Annotated in this window: 18 protein-coding genes and 1 tRNA gene; 5 read left to right on the plus strand and 14 right to left on the minus strand. The window is 49.9% G+C overall.

What is annotated here, in order from left to right; all coding sequences use genetic code 11:
- Positions 1 to 184: 184 nt before the first annotated feature.
- Together ACTJKB_RS04955 and ACTJKB_RS04960 are read left to right on the plus strand one after the other, a co-directional pair.
- Complete coding sequence (locus ACTJKB_RS04955; protein ID WP_440832166.1) at positions 185 to 595, plus strand: MerR family transcriptional regulator; 411 nt, start codon at positions 185 to 187, stop codon at positions 593 to 595.
- 103 nt (positions 596 to 698) lie between these two features.
- On the plus strand, positions 699 to 1,664 hold the full coding sequence (locus tag ACTJKB_RS04960; protein ID WP_440832168.1) for an aldo/keto reductase: 966 nt from the start codon (positions 699 to 701) through the stop codon (positions 1,662 to 1,664).
- A 67-nt stretch (positions 1,665 to 1,731) separates the two neighbouring features.
- Here the strand turns inward: ACTJKB_RS04960 and ACTJKB_RS04965 are convergent, their stop codons facing one another.
- The 5 genes from ACTJKB_RS04965 to ACTJKB_RS04985 all read right to left on the minus strand — a co-directional run bounded on the left by ACTJKB_RS04965 (position 1,732) and on the right by ACTJKB_RS04985 (position 9,732).
- Positions 1,732 to 4,902: a choice-of-anchor I family protein gene (locus ACTJKB_RS04965; RefSeq protein ID WP_440832170.1), complete on the minus strand. Its 3,171-nt coding sequence runs from the start codon at positions 4,900 to 4,902 to the stop codon at positions 1,732 to 1,734.
- Positions 4,903 to 5,111: 209 nt separating this feature from the next.
- Positions 5,112 to 5,786: a hypothetical protein gene (locus tag ACTJKB_RS04970; protein ID WP_440832172.1), complete on the minus strand. Its 675-nt coding sequence runs from the start codon at positions 5,784 to 5,786 to the stop codon at positions 5,112 to 5,114.
- Positions 5,787 to 5,893: 107 nt separating this feature from the next.
- Positions 5,894 to 7,225: an SMI1/KNR4 family protein gene (locus ACTJKB_RS04975; protein ID WP_440832174.1), complete on the minus strand. Its 1,332-nt coding sequence runs from the start codon at positions 7,223 to 7,225 to the stop codon at positions 5,894 to 5,896.
- Between the two features lie 15 nt (positions 7,226 to 7,240).
- Positions 7,241 to 8,296, minus strand: coding sequence for an LLM class flavin-dependent oxidoreductase (locus ACTJKB_RS04980; protein ID WP_440832176.1), 1,056 nt, complete (start codon positions 8,294 to 8,296; stop codon positions 7,241 to 7,243).
- Between the two features lie 368 nt (positions 8,297 to 8,664).
- On the minus strand, positions 8,665 to 9,732 hold the full coding sequence (locus ACTJKB_RS04985; RefSeq protein WP_440832178.1) for an ABC transporter substrate-binding protein: 1,068 nt from the start codon (positions 9,730 to 9,732) through the stop codon (positions 8,665 to 8,667).
- Between the two features lie 196 nt (positions 9,733 to 9,928).
- On the opposite strand from ACTJKB_RS04985, the gene ACTJKB_RS04990 reads away from it, so the two are divergent.
- Both ACTJKB_RS04990 and ACTJKB_RS04995 read left to right on the plus strand, forming a co-directional pair.
- Positions 9,929 to 11,035, plus strand: coding sequence for a FecCD family ABC transporter permease (locus tag ACTJKB_RS04990; protein WP_440832180.1), 1,107 nt, complete (start codon positions 9,929 to 9,931; stop codon positions 11,033 to 11,035).
- Positions 11,035 to 11,802: an ABC transporter ATP-binding protein gene (locus ACTJKB_RS04995; protein WP_440832182.1), complete on the plus strand. Its 768-nt coding sequence runs from the start codon at positions 11,035 to 11,037 to the stop codon at positions 11,800 to 11,802. Before ACTJKB_RS04990 ends, ACTJKB_RS04995 begins: the two co-directional genes overlap by 1 nt.
- Before the next feature lie 68 nt (positions 11,803 to 11,870).
- On the opposite strand, the gene ACTJKB_RS05000 is transcribed toward ACTJKB_RS04995, so the two are convergent.
- From ACTJKB_RS05000 to ACTJKB_RS05015, 4 genes are all read right to left on the minus strand, one after another.
- Positions 11,871 to 12,773 carry a PhzF family isomerase gene (locus ACTJKB_RS05000; RefSeq protein ID WP_440832184.1) on the minus strand — a complete coding sequence of 301 codons (903 nt, stop codon included), beginning with the start codon at positions 12,771 to 12,773 and terminating at the stop codon, positions 11,871 to 11,873.
- Positions 12,774 to 12,849: 76 nt separating this feature from the next.
- A tRNA-Lys gene (locus tag ACTJKB_RS05005) sits at positions 12,850 to 12,922 on the minus strand.
- Positions 12,923 to 13,112: 190 nt separating this feature from the next.
- Positions 13,113 to 15,980, minus strand: a complete 2,868-nt coding sequence (uvrA, locus tag ACTJKB_RS05010; protein ID WP_440832186.1) for an excinuclease ABC subunit UvrA — start codon at positions 15,978 to 15,980, stop codon at positions 13,113 to 13,115.
- Positions 15,981 to 16,007: 27 nt separating this feature from the next.
- Positions 16,008 to 16,922 carry a nucleotidyltransferase gene (locus ACTJKB_RS05015; protein ID WP_440832188.1) on the minus strand — a complete coding sequence of 305 codons (915 nt, stop codon included), beginning with the start codon at positions 16,920 to 16,922 and terminating at the stop codon, positions 16,008 to 16,010.
- Between the two features lie 145 nt (positions 16,923 to 17,067).
- Here ACTJKB_RS05015 and ACTJKB_RS05020 point away from each other — a divergent pair, with 145 nt between their 5' ends.
- Positions 17,068 to 17,958 (plus strand): AraC family transcriptional regulator, encoded by an 891-nt coding sequence (locus ACTJKB_RS05020; protein WP_440832190.1) that lies wholly within the window; start codon positions 17,068 to 17,070, stop codon positions 17,956 to 17,958.
- Between the two features lie 17 nt (positions 17,959 to 17,975).
- On the opposite strand, the gene ACTJKB_RS05025 is transcribed toward ACTJKB_RS05020, so the two are convergent.
- From ACTJKB_RS05025 to ACTJKB_RS05045, 5 genes are all read right to left on the minus strand, one after another.
- Entirely contained in the window at positions 17,976 to 19,856 is a 1,881-nt protein-coding gene (locus ACTJKB_RS05025) for an FtsX-like permease family protein (RefSeq protein ID WP_440832193.1), read from the minus strand.
- A 16-nt stretch (positions 19,857 to 19,872) separates the two neighbouring features.
- The gene (locus tag ACTJKB_RS05030) at positions 19,873 to 20,658 is read right to left on the minus strand and encodes an ABC transporter ATP-binding protein (RefSeq protein WP_440832195.1); all 786 of its coding nucleotides are present in this window, start codon (positions 20,656 to 20,658) and stop codon (positions 19,873 to 19,875) included.
- A gap of 86 nt (positions 20,659 to 20,744) precedes the next feature.
- The gene (locus ACTJKB_RS05035) at positions 20,745 to 21,815 is read right to left on the minus strand and encodes a sensor histidine kinase (RefSeq protein WP_440832197.1); all 1,071 of its coding nucleotides are present in this window, start codon (positions 21,813 to 21,815) and stop codon (positions 20,745 to 20,747) included.
- Complete coding sequence (locus ACTJKB_RS05040) at positions 21,812 to 22,495, minus strand: response regulator transcription factor (protein ID WP_440832199.1); 684 nt, start codon at positions 22,493 to 22,495, stop codon at positions 21,812 to 21,814. The genes ACTJKB_RS05035 and ACTJKB_RS05040 overlap by 4 nt, the downstream gene beginning before the upstream one ends.
- Before the next feature lie 46 nt (positions 22,496 to 22,541).
- The gene (locus ACTJKB_RS05045; protein WP_440832201.1) at positions 22,542 to 24,617 is read right to left on the minus strand and encodes a serine hydrolase; all 2,076 of its coding nucleotides are present in this window, start codon (positions 24,615 to 24,617) and stop codon (positions 22,542 to 22,544) included.
- Positions 24,618 to 24,706 lie beyond the last annotated feature (89 nt).

The raw sequence follows: 24,706 nt of genomic DNA on the forward strand, positions 1-24,706 counted from the left end.
CTGATCGTTTCTACATCCGGTGTACAGCCAAGGTGTAGCCCTCTTCAATTCGCAGGATTTGCCGGGACTGATTCTGGTACCTGAGCTCTAAGGTTTCCTTCTTATAATTCGGTATATTGACTTGGAGTTAACTCCAAGTATTATAATGAGCTCATCAATTTGAATCTGAAAAGAGGCGAGCAGCATGACCGGAAGTTTTACGATGAAGGAGATCCTGGAGCAATGCCAGATCAGTGAGGATGCCTTGCGGTATTATGAAAAAATTGGCCTTCTGCCTGAAGTTCAGCGGAAAGAGAATGGCCACAGAATTTACAGTGCTTCGGACAGAGAGTCCATTATCATGATCAAATGCCTGAAGAAGACCGGGATGTCGCTGCAGGAATTAAAGCCCATTCTTCTGCTTCAAAAAGAAGGGCAGGCTGGAGCAAATACCGAGTGGGTTGACCAGCTTCGCAGTTATCAGAGAAAAATAGAGCAGCAGCAGCAAAATCTGCAGCAAATGTGGGAAATGATTGATATGAAGCTGCAACGAGGTGAAAAGTTCGGCCAGCCCGATAATATAGAACACGTATATTCCAGAGTTTCAGAAAAATAATTCAGCTCCTTCGCTTGACCTGGTGCGAACACCAGGTTGTAGGATGTGAAACAGGGCCACAATCCACGGTCTCCACATCATATACAAAAGGAGCAAAAAGCATATGAATAACAGAAATACACTGGGCCGTACCGGACTGGAAGCCTTTAAGATAGGCTTTGGAGCTGGAGTTATAGGGAACTCCATGATGTATCCAAAGGTTGATGATACCCTGAGCCGGCAATTGATTCGCACCGCTCTGTCTCAAGGCATTGATTTCATCGATACTGCCTTTCTGTACGGGCTGGGCCACTCCGAAGAACTAATCGGCGAAGCGATCCGGAAACATGGAGAGCGGGAACGACTAATCCTCTCCACCAAGGCATCAACCAATCCCCAGTTCACCGAAAGCGGCCTACAGGTCGACAACAGTCCGGCTGCATTGCGGCAGGCTGTGGATGACAGTCTGACAAGATTGCAGACGGATTACATTGATATATTCTTTATGCACTTTCCATACAGTTCTACCCCGCTTGCAGAATCAGCCCATACGCTGGCAGAGCTGAAGAAGTCGGGCAAGATCAGAGCCGTCGGCGCCTCTAACCTGACGTTCCAGCAACTGCAGGAGTTTAACGCGGATGGTCACCTGGATGTACTCCAGGCTGAATATTCACTGCTGGTCCGACAGCCGGAAGCAGATGTCATTCCCTATTGCCTGGAGCATGGCATATCCCTAATCCCTTTTTTCCCGCTTGCTTCAGGTCTGCTGGCCGGAGGTTACAAGAAGGGAGAGGTGTTTACCGACACTTCGCGGCTTAATAATCCGTTGTTTCAAAAGGATGCCTATAACGCCAACCTGGATCGTGTTGAGCAGCTAAAAGCACTCGCCCAAATTAAAGGGGTATCTCCGGCCCAAATTTCACTCGCCTGGTTATTAACCCGTCCTGGCGTGGATCTCATCATGCCTGGGGCGACAAAACCTGAACAAATCGAATCCAATCTCCAGACACTGACTGTTCATCTGACTCCAGAAGATATTGCCCATCTTGAGATCATTTTCAATCAGGGTAGCCCGTCCGGCAGGAACTAAACCATCAAAAAAAGAACAGACCGCACTGTACATTAAAAGCGCGGTCTGTTCCTCTTTATCTAATATGCTATTCTGCAAAACTGCCTACAATCATCCGTTTCAATACAGTGGCTACCTCGGCTCTGGTTGCAGTGCCTTTGGGATCAAAGATATTTCCTGTTTTGCCGCTGATGAGACCATAGCCTTGAATCGCTTCGACGGCTTCACTGGCCCATGCTGAAATCTGCCCATTGTCCGCAAAAGTAGCAGGAGTACTCAAGTTCCCCGCTGGCAGTTTCGAAAATTTTATATAATTCTTCAGGATAACCGCCAGTTCCTCCCTCGTAACTGCCCGGTCAGGTTCAAAGGTATTGTTGCGAGTACCCTGAACTATACCGTTCGATGCGGCCCAGGCCACATAAGGCGAATAATATTTCGCTGCCGCAACATCGGTGAACGCCGCTCCCATTGACAGCTCGGCACCCGACATTTTACCCAGAATTGCAGCAAGCATCCCCCGGGTTACTGTCTGATCCGGTGCAAAGGTGTTATGTCCAACTCCCGTTAACCATCCTCTCGCCGCTGTAAAATCAATGTTATCCTTTGCCCAGTGATTCAACGTGTCGCTGAACCCGGCAGCATGATAGCCAATGGCAAAGGCGGAGAAATGACTGGTTCTAAAATCAACCGTTTGTGCAGTTTCATTATATTTGCTGATTACAGGTACGGCATTTCCACTGTTGTCCAAATATAACACTACGACTGCATTAGCGTTCTCTGCTGCTCCTAGAGTATATGGCATTTGGACCTTAACCGATTCACCTCCAAAGCTTGTGATGCCGGTTGTTCCACCAGTTATGGTAAAAGTATATATCGGTCTGCTGCCGACCAGGTCACGGGTACTGCTGGTCCCATCCGTCCCTGAGGCCCGCGCAACACTGATCTTAATCGCTTGGCCTGAGGCTGCTTTGCTGATGGCTCCGATAACCTTGCTGCCGAAAGTAATGGATGCAAGCCCGTTGCTGATTTTCAGATCAGCCCGGGTGTCAGCGGACAGCTGTGCCAGGAAGGTACCGCTCAGCTCTAATGTTACTTTGGACGCTCCCTGCGAAGCTTCCCCGCGAATCTCCACCAAGGCTGGTTTACCCGCCTTCTCGCTCGCCTTTACATTATCCATCAGCTTCCGGGCTGCTTCGTCCGTCAATTTGCTTGTCGCTTCTCCTGTCTCTGCATTCAGAGTCATAGCGGTCACAGCCACAGTATCCGTAACGGATGCCGCTGTTTGCGGTGAAGCACTAGGGCTTACCGTTGCTTGTGCCGGTGCTGGGGTTGGCGCGGCCGTTGGTGTGGGTGCCGGCGTTGCCGAAGCTGCTGGTGACGCCGATGCTGACGGTGACGCCGATGCTGACGGTGATGCTGATACTGTAGGGGTTGGAGATGCTGTTGCTACCGGTGTCGGGTTTGCCGGTGTCTCTGGTTCTTCCGGTGTGTACTTGCCTTCTGGAATCTCTACGATAGAGACCGTTCCCGATACCTCATTGGCAACCAGCAATAGCGGATAACCTGTCGGGCTGTATTCTGCCGCAATGAAATTCTGGCCTTCAGGAGAGACATCCCCAGCAGCCAGGTAGGCCGGTTTGGCTCCGGAATAATCCACCGAATGCTCCAGATCTCTTGTATTCAGATAGTCGTAGAAGACCGGAGCGCTGATCTCTGACAGATCGTACATCATATTGCCGCCGACCCGCTCCAGTCCAATAAAGGCATAAGGCTTCCCGTCCACGACCCCAACTTTGACATCCTCCGGCTCAGGGCCTTTTTTGGCGCTCCTTTTCTCAAAGACAAAGTCATCATTAGACCAGTTGAAGCCTTTGGGAAGCAAAGTTGCCGTGATTTTCTCGAAATCCGCTCCACTATCGTAGACCAGAGACATATCCCCCGCATTCCAGACCGAAAAGGAACGTGCGCCGAAAAGATAAGTTTTCCCGCTTACAAATCCGGCTCCCGCAGGTCCCACCTCATAATCGGAAGTGTCAAAGGTGGTCACCTTCATACTTTTGGTGGCATCACCATCCTGGCCTTTGCCCAGCGTAACATCCTTCTCATTGCTGTAACCGCTCCAGTCCCGGGAATCCCCTTCATTCGCTGTGATCACATAGGTTTTACCTCCAGCGGTATAAGTGGCAATCCCATCGGGATTGTACATGCCGAGAACACCCGGTTCAGTTTTGATGTTGATTTTGCCGTCTCTGCGCATATCGAGCTCGTTGCCGGGAACACTGTGGTCCTTAAAGCCCAGACCTTTGATGCTTGTAAAAGCACCCGCCTCCACATCCAGCGTTGCTAAGGCATTCGCCTCCTGCAGGGAAATGAACGCTTGTTTGCTGTCAGCGGACACGGCTATATATTCCGGCTCCAGATCCACAGAAGGTGCGGTTTGCTTTTTGAGAATCACATTATCTGCTAAAAGACTACTCCGCGCTTCGCTGCTGTCGAAACCGGTGAAATCAATAACCTTGGCTGTTTTCGTCTGCAGATTGATTAGAGTAACAGAGCCTTCAGGGTCAACAGCCGGGGCGGCATAACCTTGTCTGGGTTCTCCTTCATCAGCGGCCAGCAAATATTTGTGGTCAGGTGTGAAGGTGACCATATCCGGCTGAACACCTGCTGTATAGTGCGTGAGGTACTTCCCGTCATAGTCCAGCAGCAGTACTGCGCCGGATTTCTGATAGTCCGCTTCCTGCACGGCAATTGCAATCCTGTTCAGTTCTGTATCGATATCAATACTGGTAATATCTCCAAAGGTGAAGCTGTCAATCATCGTACTGACATCGATCCGTTTATCCAGCGTCAGCTGGGTTTCCCCTCCGGTAACCAGCGGCTTAAGGCTGACTATATCAATCTGTTTCTCCTTGCCGTTTATCAGATAGAACTTCTGATTGTCGCTGTTATATTTAACAATCTCCGCAACTCCGCCTTCCAAATCGGAAAAACCTGTGGAGTAGCTGCCGATTTTATTCATACTCTTGCCATGCTCCCATACGTAAGTAGCGAGTGTCACTGTGCTTGGGCCATAAACGGCACCTGTGGCGGTAAGGGCGGCTATATTTGTGGAGGGATCAGATTCATTGACCAAGTCCCTTTCTCCGATGGTTACGTCAGATGCTGCATGAACAGTATGGGATACCGACAGCGTCATCAGCAGCATGACTGAACTCATGAATGCGCTTAATATCCGTTTTGGATGTTTGATTAACATATATACCTCCCTGGTTTTTAATCTCTTTAACTTTAAGAGGCATCTGTAAAATCACGGGCAGTACTTTGTTAAATTTTAAGATAGTTATGTTAACAAAACCAATACCCCCAATTCACGCTGGATCAATAGCTGCACAAAAACAGACCGCAATCCTATACAGGATGCGGTCTGTTCTTCGAGAAGGATTCACAGAAAATACAGCATTGGGATTAATCCAACCCGTGTTCTTTCCGGATATTGTACAATCCCTGCAGCAGCAGTTCCGACGGATCGCGGTTCAGCTGCAGATGAATTAATAGCATATGCAGCGGAATGGCACAGACGTTATTGCCTTCGGTTAGAGCCGGAAATCCGGCTTCAAACACTGGACCATGGGTTTCATTCCAGGCCAGCCCGGCGTGAACCTGCTCTGGAGCAAATTCTTCACGTACGGCTGCAATGCAATGCGGCACAAGTACATTATCGATCATGGCCTTGGCCTCTTCTTCACTGGTTGGCGGCGGTGTGAGGGCTTTGCCTCCCTTGACCTTCATCAAGTCGATGAAAAACGAAGCCATCCAGATATTCGGACTGTTGTTCGTCTGGAATCTGGCGATCAGCTCGCGCAGGAAAAACCCGCAGGAGTATACATCCTTCGCCTCATCCATGACATGAAATACAAATACCGGACCGTAAGCCTCCAGATTCATCACTTGGCCCTGAACCTCATTGAAATGCATCTTCAGCGCAACCATACCATTATGGTGAACTGCCTGTACAAGCTCAGCCATTTGCTCATCAGTCATGGGTTGCGGTTCGCTGGTTGTTTCTTCGCTGGTTGCTTCTTCGCCGGTTTCTACCTCGTTCATTGCTTCATCAGTCGTTGACTTATTGTTCATTTTCATATTCACCCCACTTCCTATCATACCATCCCAAGGCTGGAAGCGACATCATGTTATGGACAAGACATGTAATAGACAATATTGTAAATAAAAATGTTAAAAAACATTGCTTAGGGCAGCCGCCCCAGTGCATCACGGACTGCCTGCTTTTCCTTTTTCAGCACAGCTTCTTCCAGTGCCTGTTCCAGCAGGCTGCGGATCTGCAGCAAATCTGCACGCCCGAAGCTCCCAGCTCCCTTGTCATACAAGGCAGGGAACGCAGCAATGACGATCTGGCGCTGAACATCACTGCCCCCAAGCCACTGCACAATGTCAGACGGTGTGGGCTGTGAGTGAACGTACAATGCATCCCACCCGTCATAAGGAAAAGCGATCTTGTCCTCCATCCATACCAGCACCCTGCGGCTGTGAAAATACTGCAACAGCGAGTTCGCTGCATACCCGCTAGGCTTCGCCGCTGCCGCAGACACCTCCAGCATGCGGAATACATGCTCCAGCCCTTCATCGCCTGGCAAACACTGAGCAGACAGATAAGCCAGCGTACTCCGGCTTACCTTAACGGATGGAGTCTCTGACCACAGGGAACGCACAAAGCCTGCTGCCTGTTCCTTAAGCACATCGCCGGCAAGACAAAGGATAGCCTCTTTCGTATTATGGCTGTTACGTTCCTGTTCTGCCCGTTTCAAAAAAGCCTGCAGTACCTCTTCGGCATTATATTGACCAAAGGCTTCAGCAGTCTCCTGATCCGTTCCGAACATCTCAGTATAGCGAAGAAGTGAAGGCAGCTCCTTCTGTGCCTGCCCCAGAGTCAATGTCAAATATTCATGCAACCAGGCTCTCCATTGTCTGCTGGCCTGCTTTTCCAGGTCCAACCCTGACTCACTGCAAAATTCCGGGTATTGCCATTCCTCTGCACCTACACAACCGAGCGCCGTAATCTTGTCGACGAACTCTGTGACCGACAGTGCAAGCAGCAGATATTCTGCCGTCTCATGTGCCCAATGGACGACTGCGGTTCCAGAAGCGCTATGCAAATCCAGCAGCAGCTCATCCCCGTTGCCTGCCAGATGAAAGCTCAGATAACGCTGCTGCTCCCCGGTATATTCTTCTTCGTTAGAAACAAAAAAATCCAGCTGGTCCACATCCCAGCCCAGCCCTCCGCTCACCTCAAAGGGAAGAATTGCAGCGTCCGGCAGACTCCAATAGACATAAGCTTGGCCTGCCCCCTCCTTCAGCAGAGAGCGCAGCTCTTGCGGGAGCCGGATTCCGAGCCTCGACTCCACTTCAGCAAGCCCGCTTTCTGCCGCAGGAGAACCCACACTGAATTGAGTGTCTGCACCCTTTTGCTCAAGCGCCTGAATAAGCTCCTGCCATTGCCGTTTCCAGACATTCATTTGCTCTCTTATCAGAGCCGCCACCTCCCCAGGTTGCTTAACTGCCATTTCATTTGCCTTATCTTACAGATTGTTCTTCTCCCAAAGCGCTACTTCCTCACGGACACGGGGAGCTACTTCGGTACCGAACAGCCTGATCGCTTCCATCACCTCAGCATGGGGCATCGTGCCGTGCGGAACATGCAGCAGGAATCTCGTGATGCCCACATGCGTACGCAGATGAATGATCTTCTCTGCTACAGTTTCAGGGTCTCCCACATATAAAGCTCCGCCGAAGCTGCATGCCGCATCATAATCTGAACGGTGATATGGCGGAAGACCTTTCTCCACCGCCCTGACATTGGTCCGGGCATAAGTGGAAGGGAAGAATTGTTCAATCGCCTTCTCCCTATTCTCCGCGATAAAACCATGCGCATGGGCCGCAATCGGCAGCCGCGAGCTGTCATGGCCTGCATGGGCAGCAGCTTCTTGATAGAGCTTGACCTGTGTAGCAAAATCCAGGGGCTGCACCGGTCCAATCATAGCCAGCGCAAACGGCAGCCCGAGTTCACCTGCACGGACCGCAGACTCCGGACTTCCCGCGCTGGCTATCCATACGGGCAAAGGCTGCTGCACCGGACGCGGATAAATCCCCAGGTTATGTATGGCAGGTCTATGCTGGCCTTCCCAGCTCACCTTCTCAGATTGCTGGAGCTTCATCAGCAGATCCAATTTCTCTTCGAATAAGGTTTCATAGTTTTTCAGATCACAGCCGAATAATGGAAAGGACTCTGTGAAGGAACCACGGCCCACCATAATCTCAGCCCGCCCGTTTGACAGACCGTCCAGTGTGGCGAAATCCTGAAAAACACGCACCGGATCGGCTGATGACAGAATCATTACAGCACTGGTCAACCGGATTCTGGAAGTCAGGGATGCAGCAGCTGCCATTACAACCGCTGGTGAAGAAGCGGCAAAATCCGGACGGTGATGCTCACCCACCCCGTATACATCCAATCCCACCTGATCCGCGAGTACAATCTCCTCCACCACTTCGCGCAAACGTTCCGCGTGGCTCATCGTTTCCCCTGTGATTACATCCGGTGTTGTTTCGACAAAAGTACTAATTCCAAGTTCCACTATTTTGTTCCCCCAAGCTGTTGTCAATTCAATTACTATATTCTATATCTTTATAGTTGAATATTCAAAATTAAAAACAATAGATTGAGTTTTAAGAATTTCTAATAAGGATCGGGGCGTAACTACGAAGAATGTTTGGACCTCCGGCCGCTGTTGTCTGCAGATTTCTTGATTTATACCGCTGTTCGCGGTGGAAATCCGCAGACAAAGGCGGACGCTTCCGCTCCTACAGTTTCAAACTTCTCCTCCGTCACTTTTCCTTATTGGTAATTTTAAAGATCAATCTATACAGGCAGCAAAAAGCAGATCGAACCGTCACATGGATGACGGCCCAATCTGCTTTTAGTATGCGGATTTCTCTACTACTCTTATTTATTAGCGGTTATTTCGGATGCCAGCTTCTCAGCTCCATCAAAAATCGAGTAGCTGTAGCCCCAGAACTGGTTGAAGTCGATCGGATAAATCGTCTTATTCTTGACAGCATTCAGACTTTGCAGCGACGGATCGGCGTAGAATGCCTTCAACGTCTGCTCCGGATCCACACCTCCGGTATATACCGAGAGCAGCAGGACATCCGGATTAGTTGCAATCAGCTGTTCTTTGCTGATATCTCCGGTAACTGTACCAAAGCTGTTTTTGAGTCCCAGCAAACCGAGTACATCACCTGCAAACGTGTCAACATTTCCGCTGTAAATGGCAATTGCCCCATTGCCGCCGTCGGATACATACGCAAAGGTCTTCTCTCCACTGACTGCAGACTTATCCTTAAGCGTCTGTGCACGCTCTTTCAATTCAGCGATATAGGCAGCAGCGTTCTCCTGTACATCAAAGATCTGGCCGATCTGTTCAATATCCTTGTACAAGCTGTCCAGTGTAGAACCCTTAACGCTGGTATTCTGAACGAATGTCTTGATGCCCAGTTCGTTCAATCCTTCTACAGTCCCAACGCCCCAATCAGCATCGGCATACAGGTCGCTGCGCCCCAGAACGAGATCAGGACTTGCCCCAACAACCAGCTCTTTACTGGCATATCCCTTCGAAATAACAGGAATCTTCTTGAATTCTTCCTGCACCGCCGGATCACCTGCACCATAAAGGGCCGCAACACCGACCATTTTATCGGTCAAGCCCAGCTTGATCAGCAGCTCAGCAGCTCCCTGGGTATTGGCTACCACTTTTTCAGGCGCCTTGTCAAAGGTCTGTGATTTGGCTTTCCATTCCGTTCCTTCACCATTATTGGTGTAGTTCTCAATGGTAAGCGGATATACCGTCTTGGTACTTGGAGCAGCTTCCTCGGTGGTAGTTGGACTGCTTGCAGGCGCAGCCGATTCCGCCGCTTTATTCGCGTTCTTCGTGTCCGAAGAACATGCTGCTATCATTACCGCCATTACCAAAACCGCGAGCAGCGGCACATATCTTTTGAATACATTCTTCATTGCCTTAATCCCCTTTTCTATATATACATTTGTATATCCTGCATTCTATGTGACGAGCCGATATCTGGCAGGTGATACAACCGTAGAATATAGAATGTGAGAACCGTTGTCAATGATAATAATTCTCATTGACAACGGTTCTCAATATGAATTATATTTTAAATTAAACATATTACTAAGGAGCCCACTGAGTGCCATGCAAACCGATCTAGTTGCACAATCTGAACCTAAGAAGTCTATTATCCATACCCGTTACGGCTTTATGACCGTCATTGGCATTCTGCTTATTATTACAATACTGTCGGCCGGGGCCGCTGTATCCTTTGGGCAGGTTGACATTCCCGTTTCCCAATCCTACCGGATCCTGCTCCACCACCTCACGGGTATTCAAATTGGAGATGTACAGGAACTGACTTCCGGTTCCTTCGTCGATATTATCTGGAAAATACGCTTTCCCCGCGTTCTGATGGCTTTGTTCATCGGTGCCGGACTCACGTTATGTGGAACGATCATGCAGGCGGCGGTTCAAAATCCTCTCGCTGATCCATACATACTGGGTATTTCATCCGGTGCTTCCCTCGGAGCAACGTTCGCTATCCTGATCGGCTTTGGTTCCATGGGATTACTAGGCCAGACAGGAGTTGCCTTCTGGGCCTTCGCCGGTGCGGTCGGCGCTTCCCTGCTGGTCCTGATTCTGGCAAGCGCGGGCGGCAAAATGACCTCCGTCAAGCTCGTCCTGGCCGGTATGGTTATTAACGCCTTATGTACCGCCTTTGCCAATTTCATTGTTTATTTTGCCAACAACGCAGAAGGCATCAAGACCGTTACATTCTGGACGATGGGCAGCCTGGCCGCTGCGAGCTGGGACAAACTTCCGCTAATCTCGATAGCCATCCTTCTTGCCGTTTTCTTTTTTCTGATGCAATTCCGGGTCTTGAACGCTATGATGCTGGGCGATGAAGCAGCGGTCACCCTGGGCATTCATCTGGGTGCTTACCGCAAAGCCTATATGATGATTACTGCGCTGATTACAGGGGTGATGGTGGCAAGCTGCGGCATGATCGGATTCGTGGGTCTGATCATCCCCCATTTGGTCAGAGGACTTGTTGGCTCGGATCACCGGAGACTCCTGCCCGCGTCCGTTCTGTTCGGTGCGATCTTTCTGATCTGGACAGATGTCATTGCGCGGACGATTGTGCCAAATGTAGAGCTCCCCATTGGGATCATTACCGCCTTAATCGGCGCACCGATGTTCATGTACATGCTGATCAAAAAAGGCTACGCGTTTGGAGGGAAAAGCTAATGAACTTGAACGTTGATCACCTAAGCGTCTCTTTTGCAGATGCGAATATAGTCAAAGATGTATCCCTGAAGGTCAGAAACAAGCAATTTGTCGGCCTCATTGGTCCGAACGGTTGCGGCAAATCTACACTCCTCAAGAGTATTTATAAAGTGATCAAACCTCGCCAAGGCGATGTGTTCCTGTCTGAAATGAATGTAATGAAATCAAGCCCCCGAATCGTGGCGCAAAAGCTGGGTGTAGTCGGCCAGTTCAACGAACTCAGCTTTGACTTCACCGTGCGGGAAATGGTTGCTATGGGGAGAACCCCACATAAAGGGATGCTGGAGACAGATAATCAAGAGGACTTCAGTATTGTCTCAGGCGCTCTGCGCAAGGTCAACCTGGAAGGCTATGCAGGCCGCAGCTACAATTCGCTATCCGGTGGTGAAAAACAGCGTGTCATCCTCGCCCGTGTTCTGGCCCAGCAGCCCGAATTCATGATTCTGGATGAGCCGACTAACCATCTCGATATTAAATACCAGCTGCAAATTCTAAATATCGTTAAAAAGCTCGACATCGGCATTCTCGCCGCACTCCATGACCTCACCCTTGCTGCGGAATACTGCGATTATCTTTATGTCATGAAAAAGGGCCAAGTGGCCGCCTGCGGGAAGCCGGAGGATATATTGACGAAGGAATTAATCGGCCAGGTATTTGATGTGGCCTGCGAGACCTACCGCAACCCCGTGACCGGGGCGCTTGGCATTGCTTATCTGGAGACACGCTAGTTACGAAAGCAACCTTTTTAGCCCTTCCGCTTCCCTATCAGAAGTCGGAAGAGCTTATACATTGATCATTAGAGCTGAATCTCTGTCTTAAATACGATAAGCGCTCTTCCCCCAACCTTCACCAGTGAAGGTTCCCCCTGTTCAATTTCTACAGTTACACTAATGATGCCGCTCCGTCCGATCGCAGACCCCTGTTCCCCCCGGAAAGAAAAGGCAGAGCCGTTGTGCTCAGCCAATCCGTGCTTGACCAAGTATGCCCCAAGCGGACCATGGGCGTTTCCTGTGACCGGATCCTCATCGATTCCAATGGCGGGGGCGAACATTCTCCCATGTGTCAATATACCATCCATTTCCGAATCCAGTGTGAACACAAAGTATCCGTTGCAGCCAATCCCGCTGCTCAATGCAGTAAGTGCACGCATATCCGGCAGCAGGCGGTCGAGTGTATGTCTGCTTTTGATTCCGATCATCACTTTGGAGTGTCCTGTGGACACGATCTGGATCGGACACCTTGGGTCCATATCCTCTGCTTGCAGTCCTAAGGCCTTCATTAATTGATCGCGGTCACCGTTAGAAAAAGGCCTGGAAAACTCAATGCCACCTTGTGTCATGACGACAGAATATTCATGGTCTTCCTTAATAATCTCAACCGGTAAAACTCCGATAGCAATCTTATGCATGACCTTGCCAGATTCCAGTTGCTTCACCACGGCCCGGACATAGTGCGCTGCAACGGTGGCATGCCCACATACCGGCACTTCGATTCTGGGTGTAAAATATCGGATCCGCACCTCATGATCAGGCCCATCCGGCGCCATTACAAAAGCTGTCTCTGAATTGTTCAGCTCCCGCGCAATTTTTAGCATATCCTGCTCCGACAGCCCATCCGCATCCAATACGACTCCCGCAGGATTTCCTTTAAAAAGTTCAGTGGTAAACGAGTCTACTTGATATAGGTTGTAAGTTCTCAATCTTATCAGCTCCATTCCTGAAATTAGCCCTTTGGAGACAAAAAAAGAAACGGCATCTCTGCCGTTTCTTCTGTGATGGACTCTCAGGGGCTCGAACCCTGGACAAATAGATTAAGAGTCTACTGCTCTACCAACTGAGCTAAGAGTCCACATCATTGGTCGAATCATACCGCCTTCAGCTCATTTGCAGAAGAATGGAACAAATCTCTCGTATAAAAGATTATATCATGATACAAAACGCAGATCAAGGTTTATTTTTTTCTGAGATATTCGAATAAAATACCCACAAAAAAATAGACTGACCTCATTCAAAAATGAAGTACAGTCTATTCCAGCAGGTCACAGCACCGAACGCAAAAACCTGCCCGTGTGGGAAGCTTCCACTTCAGCTACCTGCTCCGGTGTGCCTTCGGCAACCACATACCCGCCGTCATGGCCTCCTTCCGGGCCCATATCAATAATATAGTCGGCGGACTTCATGACATCCAGATGATGTTCAACAACGATAACCGTATGCCCGCTATCCACCAGTTTGCCCAGAGACAGCAGCAGCTTTTGGATATCCGACAGATGCAGCCCTGTGGTAGGTTCATCAAGGATATACAAATTGCGGGCTCCCCTCTTGATTTTGGACAGCTCATACACCAGCTTGACACGCTGTGCCTCCCCGCCGGACAAGGTGGTCGAGCTTTGACCTAAGCGCATATAGCCAAGTCCGAGTTCATCCATAATCTCCAGCTTATGCTTCAGGTACTTATGGCCGCTGAAGAATTCACGGGCTTCCTCCACCGTCATCTCCAGTACATCGGCGATACTTTTACCCTGGACCTTAATTTCCAGACCCTCCTCCGAGAACCGCTGCCCCTTGCACACCGGGCAAATCGTTTCGATATCGGCCATAAACTGCAGATTGGTGACGATCACTCCGTCTCCGGCGCATTGCTCACAGCGGGTGCCTCCTGCATGGGTCAGACTGAAGTCAATCGCCTGGTATCCCCTGTCCACCGCTTCCGGCTGCATGGCGAAGAGATCCCGGATTTTATCATAGATGCCTATGTAGGTTGCCGGGTTCGATTTGCTGTTCCTTCCAATAGGGGTCTGGTCAATATTAATGACATTGTTTAGCAGATCCGCACCGAACAGAAAGTCATGTTCGCCTGCAACAATCCGCGCAGCCGTTTTGTCGATCTTCAATTGCTTGAACAGAATTTCGTTAATCAATGAGCTTTTCCCTGAACCGGATACACCGGTAATACAGATGAACACACCCAGTGGGATATCCAGATCCACATTTTTCAGGTTGTTTTCCCGGGCGCCTTGAATGCTTAGAAAATCGTCTCCCAGGCTTCTGCGCTTGCCGGGGACGGGAATGCTGGCTTTTCCCGATAAATATTGGCCTGTCACTGACCGGGGCTCACTCATAATATCCTCGATGGTTCCGCACGCTACAACCTGGCCCCCATGAATTCCCGGACCCGGGCCGATTTCGATAATATGATCCGCACTCTGTATGGTGTCCATATCATGCTCAACTACAATTACGGTATTGCCGATATCCCGCAGCTTCTTCATGGTGTCAATCACACGGCTGGAATCCCGGGGATGCAGGCCAATGCTTGGCTCGTCCATGACGTACAGCATTCCCATCAGCTCACTGCTGATCTGGGTCGACATTTTGATCCGCTGCATCTCACCGCCCGAAATACTGTCGCTTCTCCGGCTAAGACTGATATAATGCAGTCCGATATCAACGAGCAGAGACACCCTGGTGCGGATCTCGTGAATGATCGAGGAGGCCACATCCTGAATCTCTGCCCCAAACGTCAATGCTTCCAGCGAATGTAGCAGCTCAGGCAGCTGTTTGCGGCATAGCTGGTCAATATTTTCTTCTCCGAGGGTAACCTGGAGGCGCTGTTTTTTGAGCCTTGCTCCATCGCATTCCGGACAAATCTTCTCGATCATGCAATCCTTGATGAACGTCGGTTCGAAGGCTTCCGTGGTAGAACTTTTCCGTATGTAATGTTTGTACCAGCTCTCCATCTCGTGAACGAACCCCCAGAATGGACGGTCCCGTCCGATCATCCAGTTCTTCTTCGTTGAATTAGGGGGCTGGAGCAAGGGAAGCACCTCACCTTTGGTCCCGTAGAAGAGAAGTTCATGAATTTCCTTCGGCAGATCGCAGAAAGGAGTGTCGAGATCGAAATGATACTTCTGGGACAAGCTGTACATCAGCACAGAACGATAGCTGTCCTTGCCCGCAGGGTTGAAAACTGTACTTTTGAGCGCACCCTTGTTGATGCTTCTCTCCGGTGCTACTACCAGAAAACGAGGCTCCACCACATAGGACATCCCTACCCCGAGGCAAGTATGGCAGGCGCTTACAGGCGTGTTGAAGGAGAAATGAAAAGGCTGCATGTCACACAGGAAGAAATGATGCTCCGGGCAGCCGAAATCCTGGTAAAAGGTCGGATCAACGCCGCCCGGAACCACCACTTTAATCATAATATCCTCTTCCAGTGCCAGCATTGCAGCTTCGATGGATTTGGTCAATTGAATATAGGTATCTTTCTTCAGCTGAAAGCGGTCAATGACCATTTCAATGTGATATTCCTGTGCTTCATCCAGTTCTCTTTTTTCCGCCAGTGAAAATGGCTCACCATCCACCAGCAGATTCTTGTACCCCTTATCCCGGAGTTGCTGGAATGTGAAGCTGTAGTCTTCTCCGTATACTTTATAGACGGGAGCCCGCAGCTCTACCACGGTTCCGAAAGGCAAGGAGGAAATACGCTCGGCGATCTGGGCGGCAGACAGCTGCTTCAGGGAATGGCTGCATTCCGGACATTTGCCTACACCCGCCGTGGAATACAGCAGACGAAGATAATCGTTGATATCCGTGACCGTGCCGACGGTTGAACGCGGATTGTTATTGCTTTTTTTCTGTTCAATCGCGATGACCGGGGACAAGCCGCGCACATAGTCGACCTTTGCCTTTTTGAGCTGGCTGATCCGGCTTTTGGCGAAGGTGGAGATGGAATCGAGAAACCGTCTTTGCCCCTCTCCGTAAATGACGTCAAAAGCGAGTGAGGACTTCCCCGAGCCGGATACCCCGGTGATCACCGTTAACTGGTCCCGCGGGATTTCAACGGAGATATTCTTCAGGTTGTTCTGCTTGGCCCCGGAGATCTCGATAGTTGTTCTAATGGACATGCTTCAAACTCCCTTCTGCAATCGTATTTACGGAATGTATAGATAACCTGCTTCCTCAACAGCCGGCTTGCTTTTGGGCGTGATCCGAATCGTTTGGGTGACCTTTTCGATGATACCTTGCTGAACCAGATAGTCCATAACACCAAGCAGCTGATCACTCTGCACATGAAAATGCTTATTGATCAGCGTTGCGGTTTTGATCTCCTGATCCCTCATGAATTCAAGCACCGGCTTCATAAAGATAGGGAGATGCCGCTCCAGCACCTTGTCCAAACATTCTAATCCGCTCTCAATTTCCGCTACGTTCATATGATGGGACATCGCATCTTGATAAAATGGAACAAGAACCTCTGGATTCAAGAGCTGTGCTCTCTGAATAGCCTCCCTGGATATGGCTTCACCGCGGATGCAGAGCTCCATATGGGCAACCGCCTCTGCTGCTTTTAACAAGTAATACTGCGCATACAGCGGATCCCTTCTGACTGTCAGCCACTTCCGGGTTTTGTCGCTCAAGTATACAAGCTCACCCGCAATATGAAGTGCGGAAATCGCAATATCATCACTGCCTATGATCTTGAGGTCTTCGAAGTATTCGATCAGGCTGTCATCCGTGGAATAGACCATCTTACCCTTGGAGTAGTAGGATTGGGCAAAGGACCCGCCCAGCGCCCGTTCCATTCCCCGCTTGAAATCGCTGCGAACCACAAGATATACATTAATGAGAATACCGTCTTCGTCGATACAATAGGTTGTTGTGGCAAGGGGCTGGTCCCGGACAACCATGGTCATATCAATATCGCTTTTTTCCCAAATCACATCATAGGCCAGACTCCCGCTGATAATAATAGCAATCACATTCGGATCGCTACTGACCTTGCCGATAAAGCTGTTCTGTGCGGCTATGTAGCGTGCTCTCAGCTCTGCCTGCGCTGCAATATCCATCCTTCCAGCTCTCCTCCTTCTTCTTATAAAAATTGCCTTTTTGTGTTTTCCGTTTATGGTAGAATCATACTACATTGAGATTTAAAGAACCGGACAAAAATTGCTGGGTTATCATTCAACAAGTTCAACTTGCAAAGGAGCAAATATGGAACTTCATCTCCTGGAAACGATCAACCATACCACGGAATTTATCGAAGATCATCTGCTTGAAGAGCTAAGCCTGGACCGTATCTCGGAGCAGGTGAACATCTCCAAATTCCATTTACTCCGCATCTGGAAAGGGGCCACGGCAACCGGCCTGATGGAATATGTGCGCAGAAGGCGGATTGCCTTGTCGCTGGGAGATCTGATCCATGAACGGAACAGCATCGAGTTCATCTCGTACAAATACTCCTTCGGATGTGAACGCACCTATTCCAGAGTCTTCAAAGAGGAATTCAACATCAGTCCGGCCAAATGGCGGCGAAGTCCTTCTCCACTGCAGATCATGGACAGGTTCAATGCCGATTTTCTGCACCGGGCAGGAGAAGGTCTTGTCTACTTCCATTCCACAAGCGTGTTGCCTCCCTTCTCAATTGCAGGACTGGAATATCAGGTGGATGTGAACGACAATATGGCAAATCAGACGGCCAACCGGCTGGGTGTCGCCTTCTTCTATAAGGACCGTCCAAGAATCATTAATCCAGTCAACAAAGATACTTATATCGGGTATACCACCGTTCCGGAGCCGTTCCAGGGCTATACCTGGTACCAGCCCTCTGTCGAAGTGAATCAGAGCAGCATCATTCCGCCGGATATGTCACTCAAGCATGTTGCTCCCCACAGATACGGTGTGTTCACTTATATGGGCCCTCATCGGCCTGAGGAGATCAATTCGAAGTCCTTAAGCATCATCTGGAAGCACATCTTTGACACCTGGATGCCCACCATACAATTCGATCTGGAAGAGAAATTCAGCTTCGAGCTCATCAATTACGCCAGATGTAATAAGAAGTACTGTGAATGTAATTTGTATTATCCGATTTCGAAGATATGAACACAGCTGCGGAGCTGCTAGAGCGCAGCTTTCACAATGCGGTGATAATAACCAACAGTAAGCACAGCGAACACGAAGTAGATCAGCGTGTAGGTTATCATGGCAACCGCGGCCGGGAAGGTGAGATCGGACAGGCTGAGCGCAGAAGCCGCTTTAACAGCGAAGATGGAATGCAGCAGTCCGACCAGCAGTGGCAATGCAAATACCAGCATCTGCTTCCGGACGATACCGCCCATTATCTCGCGTTCTCCGAACCCAAGCTGCCGTAGTATTGTATAGCTCTTCCGCTCCTGCTCTGCTTCTGTCATCTGTTTGAAATACAGGATACTGCCAGTGAAAATCAGGAAAATCAGCCCCAGAAAAGCGGTGATGAAAATGATCAGCCCGAATTTGCGGAGCGTCTCCTTATAATAAGCATCGAAATCCGGACTGAACTCTTCTTCGCTGATATATTTCGCATAGAGCGCAGATGCCGCAGCACGCTGCTTCTTATCAGACATCCGGTAGGTATCAAAGCGGACATCCTCATACTCTTTTGAGATCTGCGTTTGCTCATGAATCATCCTTATCGTCGCCAGCGATACTACCAGCTGACGTCCATGTACGCTGTAATTCATAGCATAGCGGTCCTCCCCCCGGATCAGGCTGATAGCCAGGCATCCGCCGGGTGCGCCCAGATCCAGTGTTGGAGGTAACAGCCCCGTGTCCACCCCGCTTAACCCCTTCCTCAAACCGTTGTAAAAGATGCCCTCACCCTGGCGGGGCACGGGAATATCAGCACCACTTGCCTGGAGTTGCTCAGCAGTAAGCAGCAATATCTCCTTTCCATCCCCTTCCCCTTTGAGGGATCTGCCCATCAGCCGGACCGCCTCAACGGGCTGGTAAGCATAGGAGTAGCCTGCTTTTTCAAGCTCCTCTTGAAAGGACTTGGCCTCCTGTTCCTTATTTTCAAAAATAAAATCGTAGGGGAGCATGGCGCGGGACTCGCCCTCAGCCGAATAGTACAGCGAATAAGAGATAGCCACCATCGTTAGGGTCATCGCGGATAGTACGGTAATCAGTGTCAGTGAGCTTGCATTGCCTTTCATACGATGCATCATCGGGGCTAGCGACAAGCTGTTATACAGTCCGAGCTGGCCGTTCTTCTCCTTACGGAACCGGTAGAATAACCAGCCGATTGTCACGCGAAACAACAGGTACGTCCCGAGTATGGTCAAGCCGAGAATAACGAGCATTTGCAGAAACAGATGTTGTCCCAAGGTTTGACTGGAGAGCAGGTAGCCCAGCACGATCAGTATAATCCCGAGCATTCCCATCAGGGCGGACAGGAACGTCTTCGGCTGTTTGGGCTGATCACCCTGCCGGTCAGCATTGAATAGATCGAGCAGCGTGGTACGGTAGACTTTGAATAGGGTTTGGATCAAGGTCAGGCTTATGAGTATAGCAAATACAATGATCGTCTGTACGGCTGCTTTACTGGAGAACGATAATGCGACCTCACTTTGAATACCGGTCAATTTCATCAAAATGAGCACAAATAGCCTTGAAAAGAGCGCGCCGCCAGCGATCCCGATCCAAAGCGCCCCCACCCCAAGCAGAGCATGCTCCATAATGAGCAACCGCCCTACCGCGTGCTGCGTCAGCCCTACCAGCTGATACAGACCGATTTCCCTGCTGCGCCTTTTTAGAAAAAGGCTGTTGGCGTAGACCATGAATATGACCACGATCATAACCACCAGTACTCCGGCCGCATTGAACACGGTAGAAAACTGAATATCTGCGGAGGACGCCGCCATGACCGTTGAGTCATTTTGTAATGAAGCAAACACGAAATATAAGCCAGTACTGAAAATAAGTGCAAAGTAATACAGGTAATAGTATTTAATATTTTTGCGCATGCCTCGGATCAGGAGCTCAAACAGTGTCAACATGATCCCCCCCGAGCACAGCCTGGACATTCAATATCTCTTTGAAAAACGTTTGCCGCGTCTTATTGCCGCGATACAATTCGGAATACAGGATGCCATCCTTCAAAAACACGACCCGGCTGCAATAGCTGGAGGCTACAGGATCATGAGTCACCATCATGACCGTAGTACTGCGTTGCCGGTTAATGGTCTCGATCATCCCCAACAGAGTTGAGGCTGCTTTGGAATCAAGTGCACCTGTCGGTTCATCCGCAAATACAATGGACGGCCGGTGGATCAGCGCCCGTGCCGCTGATGTACGCTGACGCTGACCGCCGGAAATTTCATGCGGATATTTGTGGGCAATCTCACCAATGCCAAGCTGAGCGGCAATTTCCTGATATTCTGCCTCCACCGCTGTCTTCTTCATCCTTCCGAGTGAGACGGGCAGCAGGACATTCTCTTTTACAGTCAAGGTGTCCAGCAGATTGTAATCCTGAAAGATGAAGCCGAGCTTCTGGCGGCGGAAAGCAGATAATTCGGCACGGTTCATTCTTGAAATCTCTGTCTCTTCGACGAATATTCGCCCTTCCGTAGCGGTATCGATCGTAGCCAGGACATTGATCAACGTCGATTTACCCGACCCTGACGGCCCCATAATTCCGACAAATTCTCCTTCCACTACACGAAGATCTATGCCCTTCAGCACCTGCTGGACATTGCCTCTGGCACCAAAAGATTTACGGACTTGCTGCGCTTGTAACACGGTTTTCAGTATATGATTTTGACTCATCATGACAACTCCCTGCTCTGATATCCCTTTCATTGTAGAGAAAAAGGCTTCTCCCGTCGCCCGGATCAGATGACAACGAGGAAGCCTTAAGTGACAATTTTATCATTTGGTATATCTGTTAATGTACGTACGGATTCAAATGCGTTGATGGCCGTAAAAGTCATCTGCACTACAGTCCCCGGAGGAGGGACTGATTGGACCGTTAATGCAATCCCAATTTTGGACGCAACCGTTTGGGCTAAATAGAGACCCATTCCAGTGGCCGCATTGTACATTCGTCCATTTCCTCCTGTAAAGCCTTTATCGAAGACACGCGGCAAGTCGTGCGGGGCGATGCCCGGTCCTTCATCTCTTATCGTCAGCCTGACCTGTCCCTCAGGTGTAAGCTTAGTCGACAGATGGATCATACCACCCTCCGGGCTATACTTGACCGCATTCGTCAACAATTGGCGGATAATAAAGCGGCACCATTTGCTGTCCGTTCTGACCCGAATTTCTTCCCCTTCAAACCCGGCAGCTATATTTTTCTCCACACACCAGGAAGCAAGCTCGCGGAGTTCCTTCGCGGCAAGCCGCTGAATACCTGTCTCCTCCAGCACATAATCCGACTCCAGTGACGGCAATCGCGAAATGTATAACTGCTGGTCAATCAGCAAATGGACACGCAGCCATTCCGGTTCGATTTGACGAAGTGCGGGATTCTCCCTGTTGGCATCGAGCATTAACTTCACTGCAGTCAGCGGCGTCTTTACCTCATGCACCCATGCCGCTATATAATCTTGCTCCACGGCCTGAGTTGTCTGGTTGTCCGAAAGCTTATGCATATACCAGCGTTCCACTACCCGAAGCAATTGATTAGCAGCGTTCTCCTGAAGAAAATGGGCAGACGGCAGTGCTTCAACCCAGCCCTCATGGATCTCTTCAGCCAGTAACGCCAGAGCCTGCGCATGCTTCGTTTCTTTTCGGAAACGCCATCCCAGGAACACTGCCATGGCCAGAATCAGCAGCAGATTTAAATACAGCAGCGAATCATGTCTGATGGCAATGCCAGTATCTATCCAGATCAGCAAATCCACAAACAACAATGAAAGCAGATAAAAAAGGATCCAGCTTTTTCTGTCATTCAAATAGCGGAGCAGCAAGGGGATTCCCTTCATAGCGTAGCCGCCATATAACCCAGCCCTTTTTTCGTAACAATCGCTTCTTCCAGATGAAAAATCGCAAGTTTTTGACGAAGCCGGGTAATATTCGCTGTCAGTGTATTGTCGTTGACAAAGTGTTCATCATCCCACAGCTTGCGGATCAGATCCTGGCGTGAGATGACTTTATCCTTGGCTTTGACAAGCACAACCAGAATGAAAAATTCGTTCTTGGTCAGGATTACGTCTTGCCCCTCCTTACGGAGCAGACCGCGTTTCATATCAAGGATCGTGCCGTTCCATTCCATCAGATCGTCCGTTTCTTCTCTGTAATCATAGGTCCGGCGGAGAATTGCTTTAATATGTGCCAGCAGGACGTCCATATGAAACGGCTTTTGGATATAATCATCCGCCCCCATGTTCATCGCCATCACCATATCCATAGGATGATCCCGCGAGGACAGGAAGAGTATCGGTACTTTCGACACCGCCCGGATCTCACGGCACCAGTGAAATCCGTCATACATCGGGAGCTGGATATCAATAATGACCAGTTGGGGCTGTACTTGAATATAGGTGGACATCACATCATCGTACCGTTCCGGTCCGGTTACATGAAAAGACCATTGCTCTAATCTGTCCTTAAGTGCACGAAAAATCGCCGCATCATCTTCTATAATAAAAATATTAAGATTCATAGCAGTTCAATCCTTCCTGGGGTCCCGTGCTTCCCCCATCATACCATTAAGGAAGCAGCATCGTGAACATCAGTGCGGCCAGCTCCTGCTTGTTAATTGCCCGCTGAGAGCCGTAATCGAACACACCATCCACTTCTGTTACCTCAGGCCCGTGAAGCTTCCAGGCTACCACAGAACGGACGGCATCCACAGCCCATTTCGATGTGCCTGGCGCCAGTACCACCGCAGAATCCGGCACACGGATTCCAGTTACTGTCAGCAAGCGGTAACAAATAGCCGCGGCCTCCTCCCGGAGAATCGGACGGTCCGGTTCAAATAACCCGTTACCCGTCCCAGTCAACATGCCGGCCTCAACAGCGGCTTGGATATCTTTTCGATACTCAGAATGTTCCGTGTCCTTGAAGAGGTCCGGGTTAGAGGATCCGGGAATGCTCCACATCGCATTGAAGGCATGAATGAATGCTCCGCGGCTGACGGATTGAAGCGGCTGGAACGGCTGAGTCAAATCATCTGTCAAGAAGCCGAGTGACTTCAGGCTGAGAATATAGCCCGCATAGGGATGATCTGCACTAACATCCGGGAAGGTGGATAGTTGCACCGGTATTTTCGCTGCATAGCTGTACAGATTAGTATATTTCATATAAGTGATACGGCCGTCAGCATCCATCTGGAATGCAAGCGGATTGCCCTCGCCATCCAAGAATAACAGATCGTCAACCTGCTGCAGCGTGTGGCTGCCAAAAACGTCGCTAACCTTCAGCGTGCCATTGCCGGTCACTTCGACCCTGGTCATTAACTTGATCCGTAAATCGGAGTATAACCCTGCGAATTTAGCAAGGGTATCAACGGACTGCGACTTGCCCCCCTTGGTTTCGTAAGTGGGTTCGCCCTTCGCATAATAATGATCCATAAATGCGGTAAACAGGTCGTTGCGCAAATCCTGATTGGTATTATACGAGACAAAAACACCTGTCTTCCGGTCGGGAAGGAGCCACAGCAGCGAACTATAGCCCAGAATATCGCCACCTTTGGAGATCACAAGCTCACCATTTGTCTTGGACGGAATCACTGGCGATTCGAAGCCGTAGGTCGTATCCGGCAAGTCAGGATGGATGGCCATCTGATAGGCAGACATGGCCTTTACCGATTCAGGAGACAGAATTACCGTACCATTCGCCGCCCGCCCCCCGTTCAGAAATGCTGTCATAAAAAGCGCCATATCGGAAGCGCTGGATAGCATGCTACCCTCCGGCCATTCACTGGGTGAAAAACCATACACCGGGATAGGGCTGCCCGATTCGTCGTAAGAAGGGACAAGCCTCCGGGTCAAATCCTTAGTCATGCCAAAGCTGCTTGAGTTCATGCCGAGCGGGCCAAACAAATGCTTTTGCATATAACTCCCGAAAGGTTCTCCGCTTACCTGCTGGACAATATAACCTTGCAGCCGCGAAGCGAAATTATCATACATATAGGCCGTTCCCGGTTTGCGGATCACTGGGGGGAACACGTCGAAGATGCTTTCTTTTAAGGATACTGGCTGCTGGGAAGGGTCGGTCAAATAGCTGGCATCCGAAGGTTCACGTACTTCAAATCCTGTGGTATGCGTTAACAGATTCTCTATCGTTACAGGGGTATCGAATGGATTCGTCACCTTGTAACCGTCCAGGTATTTTTCAATATTGTCCTGAAGGGAGAGTTTTCCCTGATCGACAAGCTGCATAATGGCCGCAGCCGTGAATACTTTGGAGATGGAGCCGATCCGAAATGTATCCTTCATCCCCGCTTCCTCCGGCTTCAATGCTGGAGCTGAAATCCCGTAGTTTTTGGACAAAAGCACTTTACTGCCCTGAACAATGGATACCGCAGCATTCCCGGCTTTTCCCTTAACTGCATCCCGGGCAAAAAAAGCGTCGAGAAATGCCTTTACTTCCTTCGGATCCTGAGGTCCGCCGGTATAATCCCCCTTGGAATTCCTGCCGGATAACGCATTCTGCTGGACGGAGGCCGGCGAGTCAGGTTGAGATTGCTGCGTCGCAGCCCCTGCTTCCCCGGCAAAACTCAGCATCAGCACAGCGGTTAGGCAGCTGCACATACGGCGTATTCGTTTCCTATTCTGGTTCAAACCTAATCCTCTCCTTGCTTCTCTAAAATTTGGGGTTAACCCAATCAGAACGAACAAGCCGTTCCAACACACTAATTGTATGGCCCGGA

This window comes from Paenibacillus sp. 22594, from assembly GCF_052044425.1.
Classification (GTDB): Bacteria; Bacillota; Bacilli; order Paenibacillales; family Paenibacillaceae; genus Paenibacillus_AQ.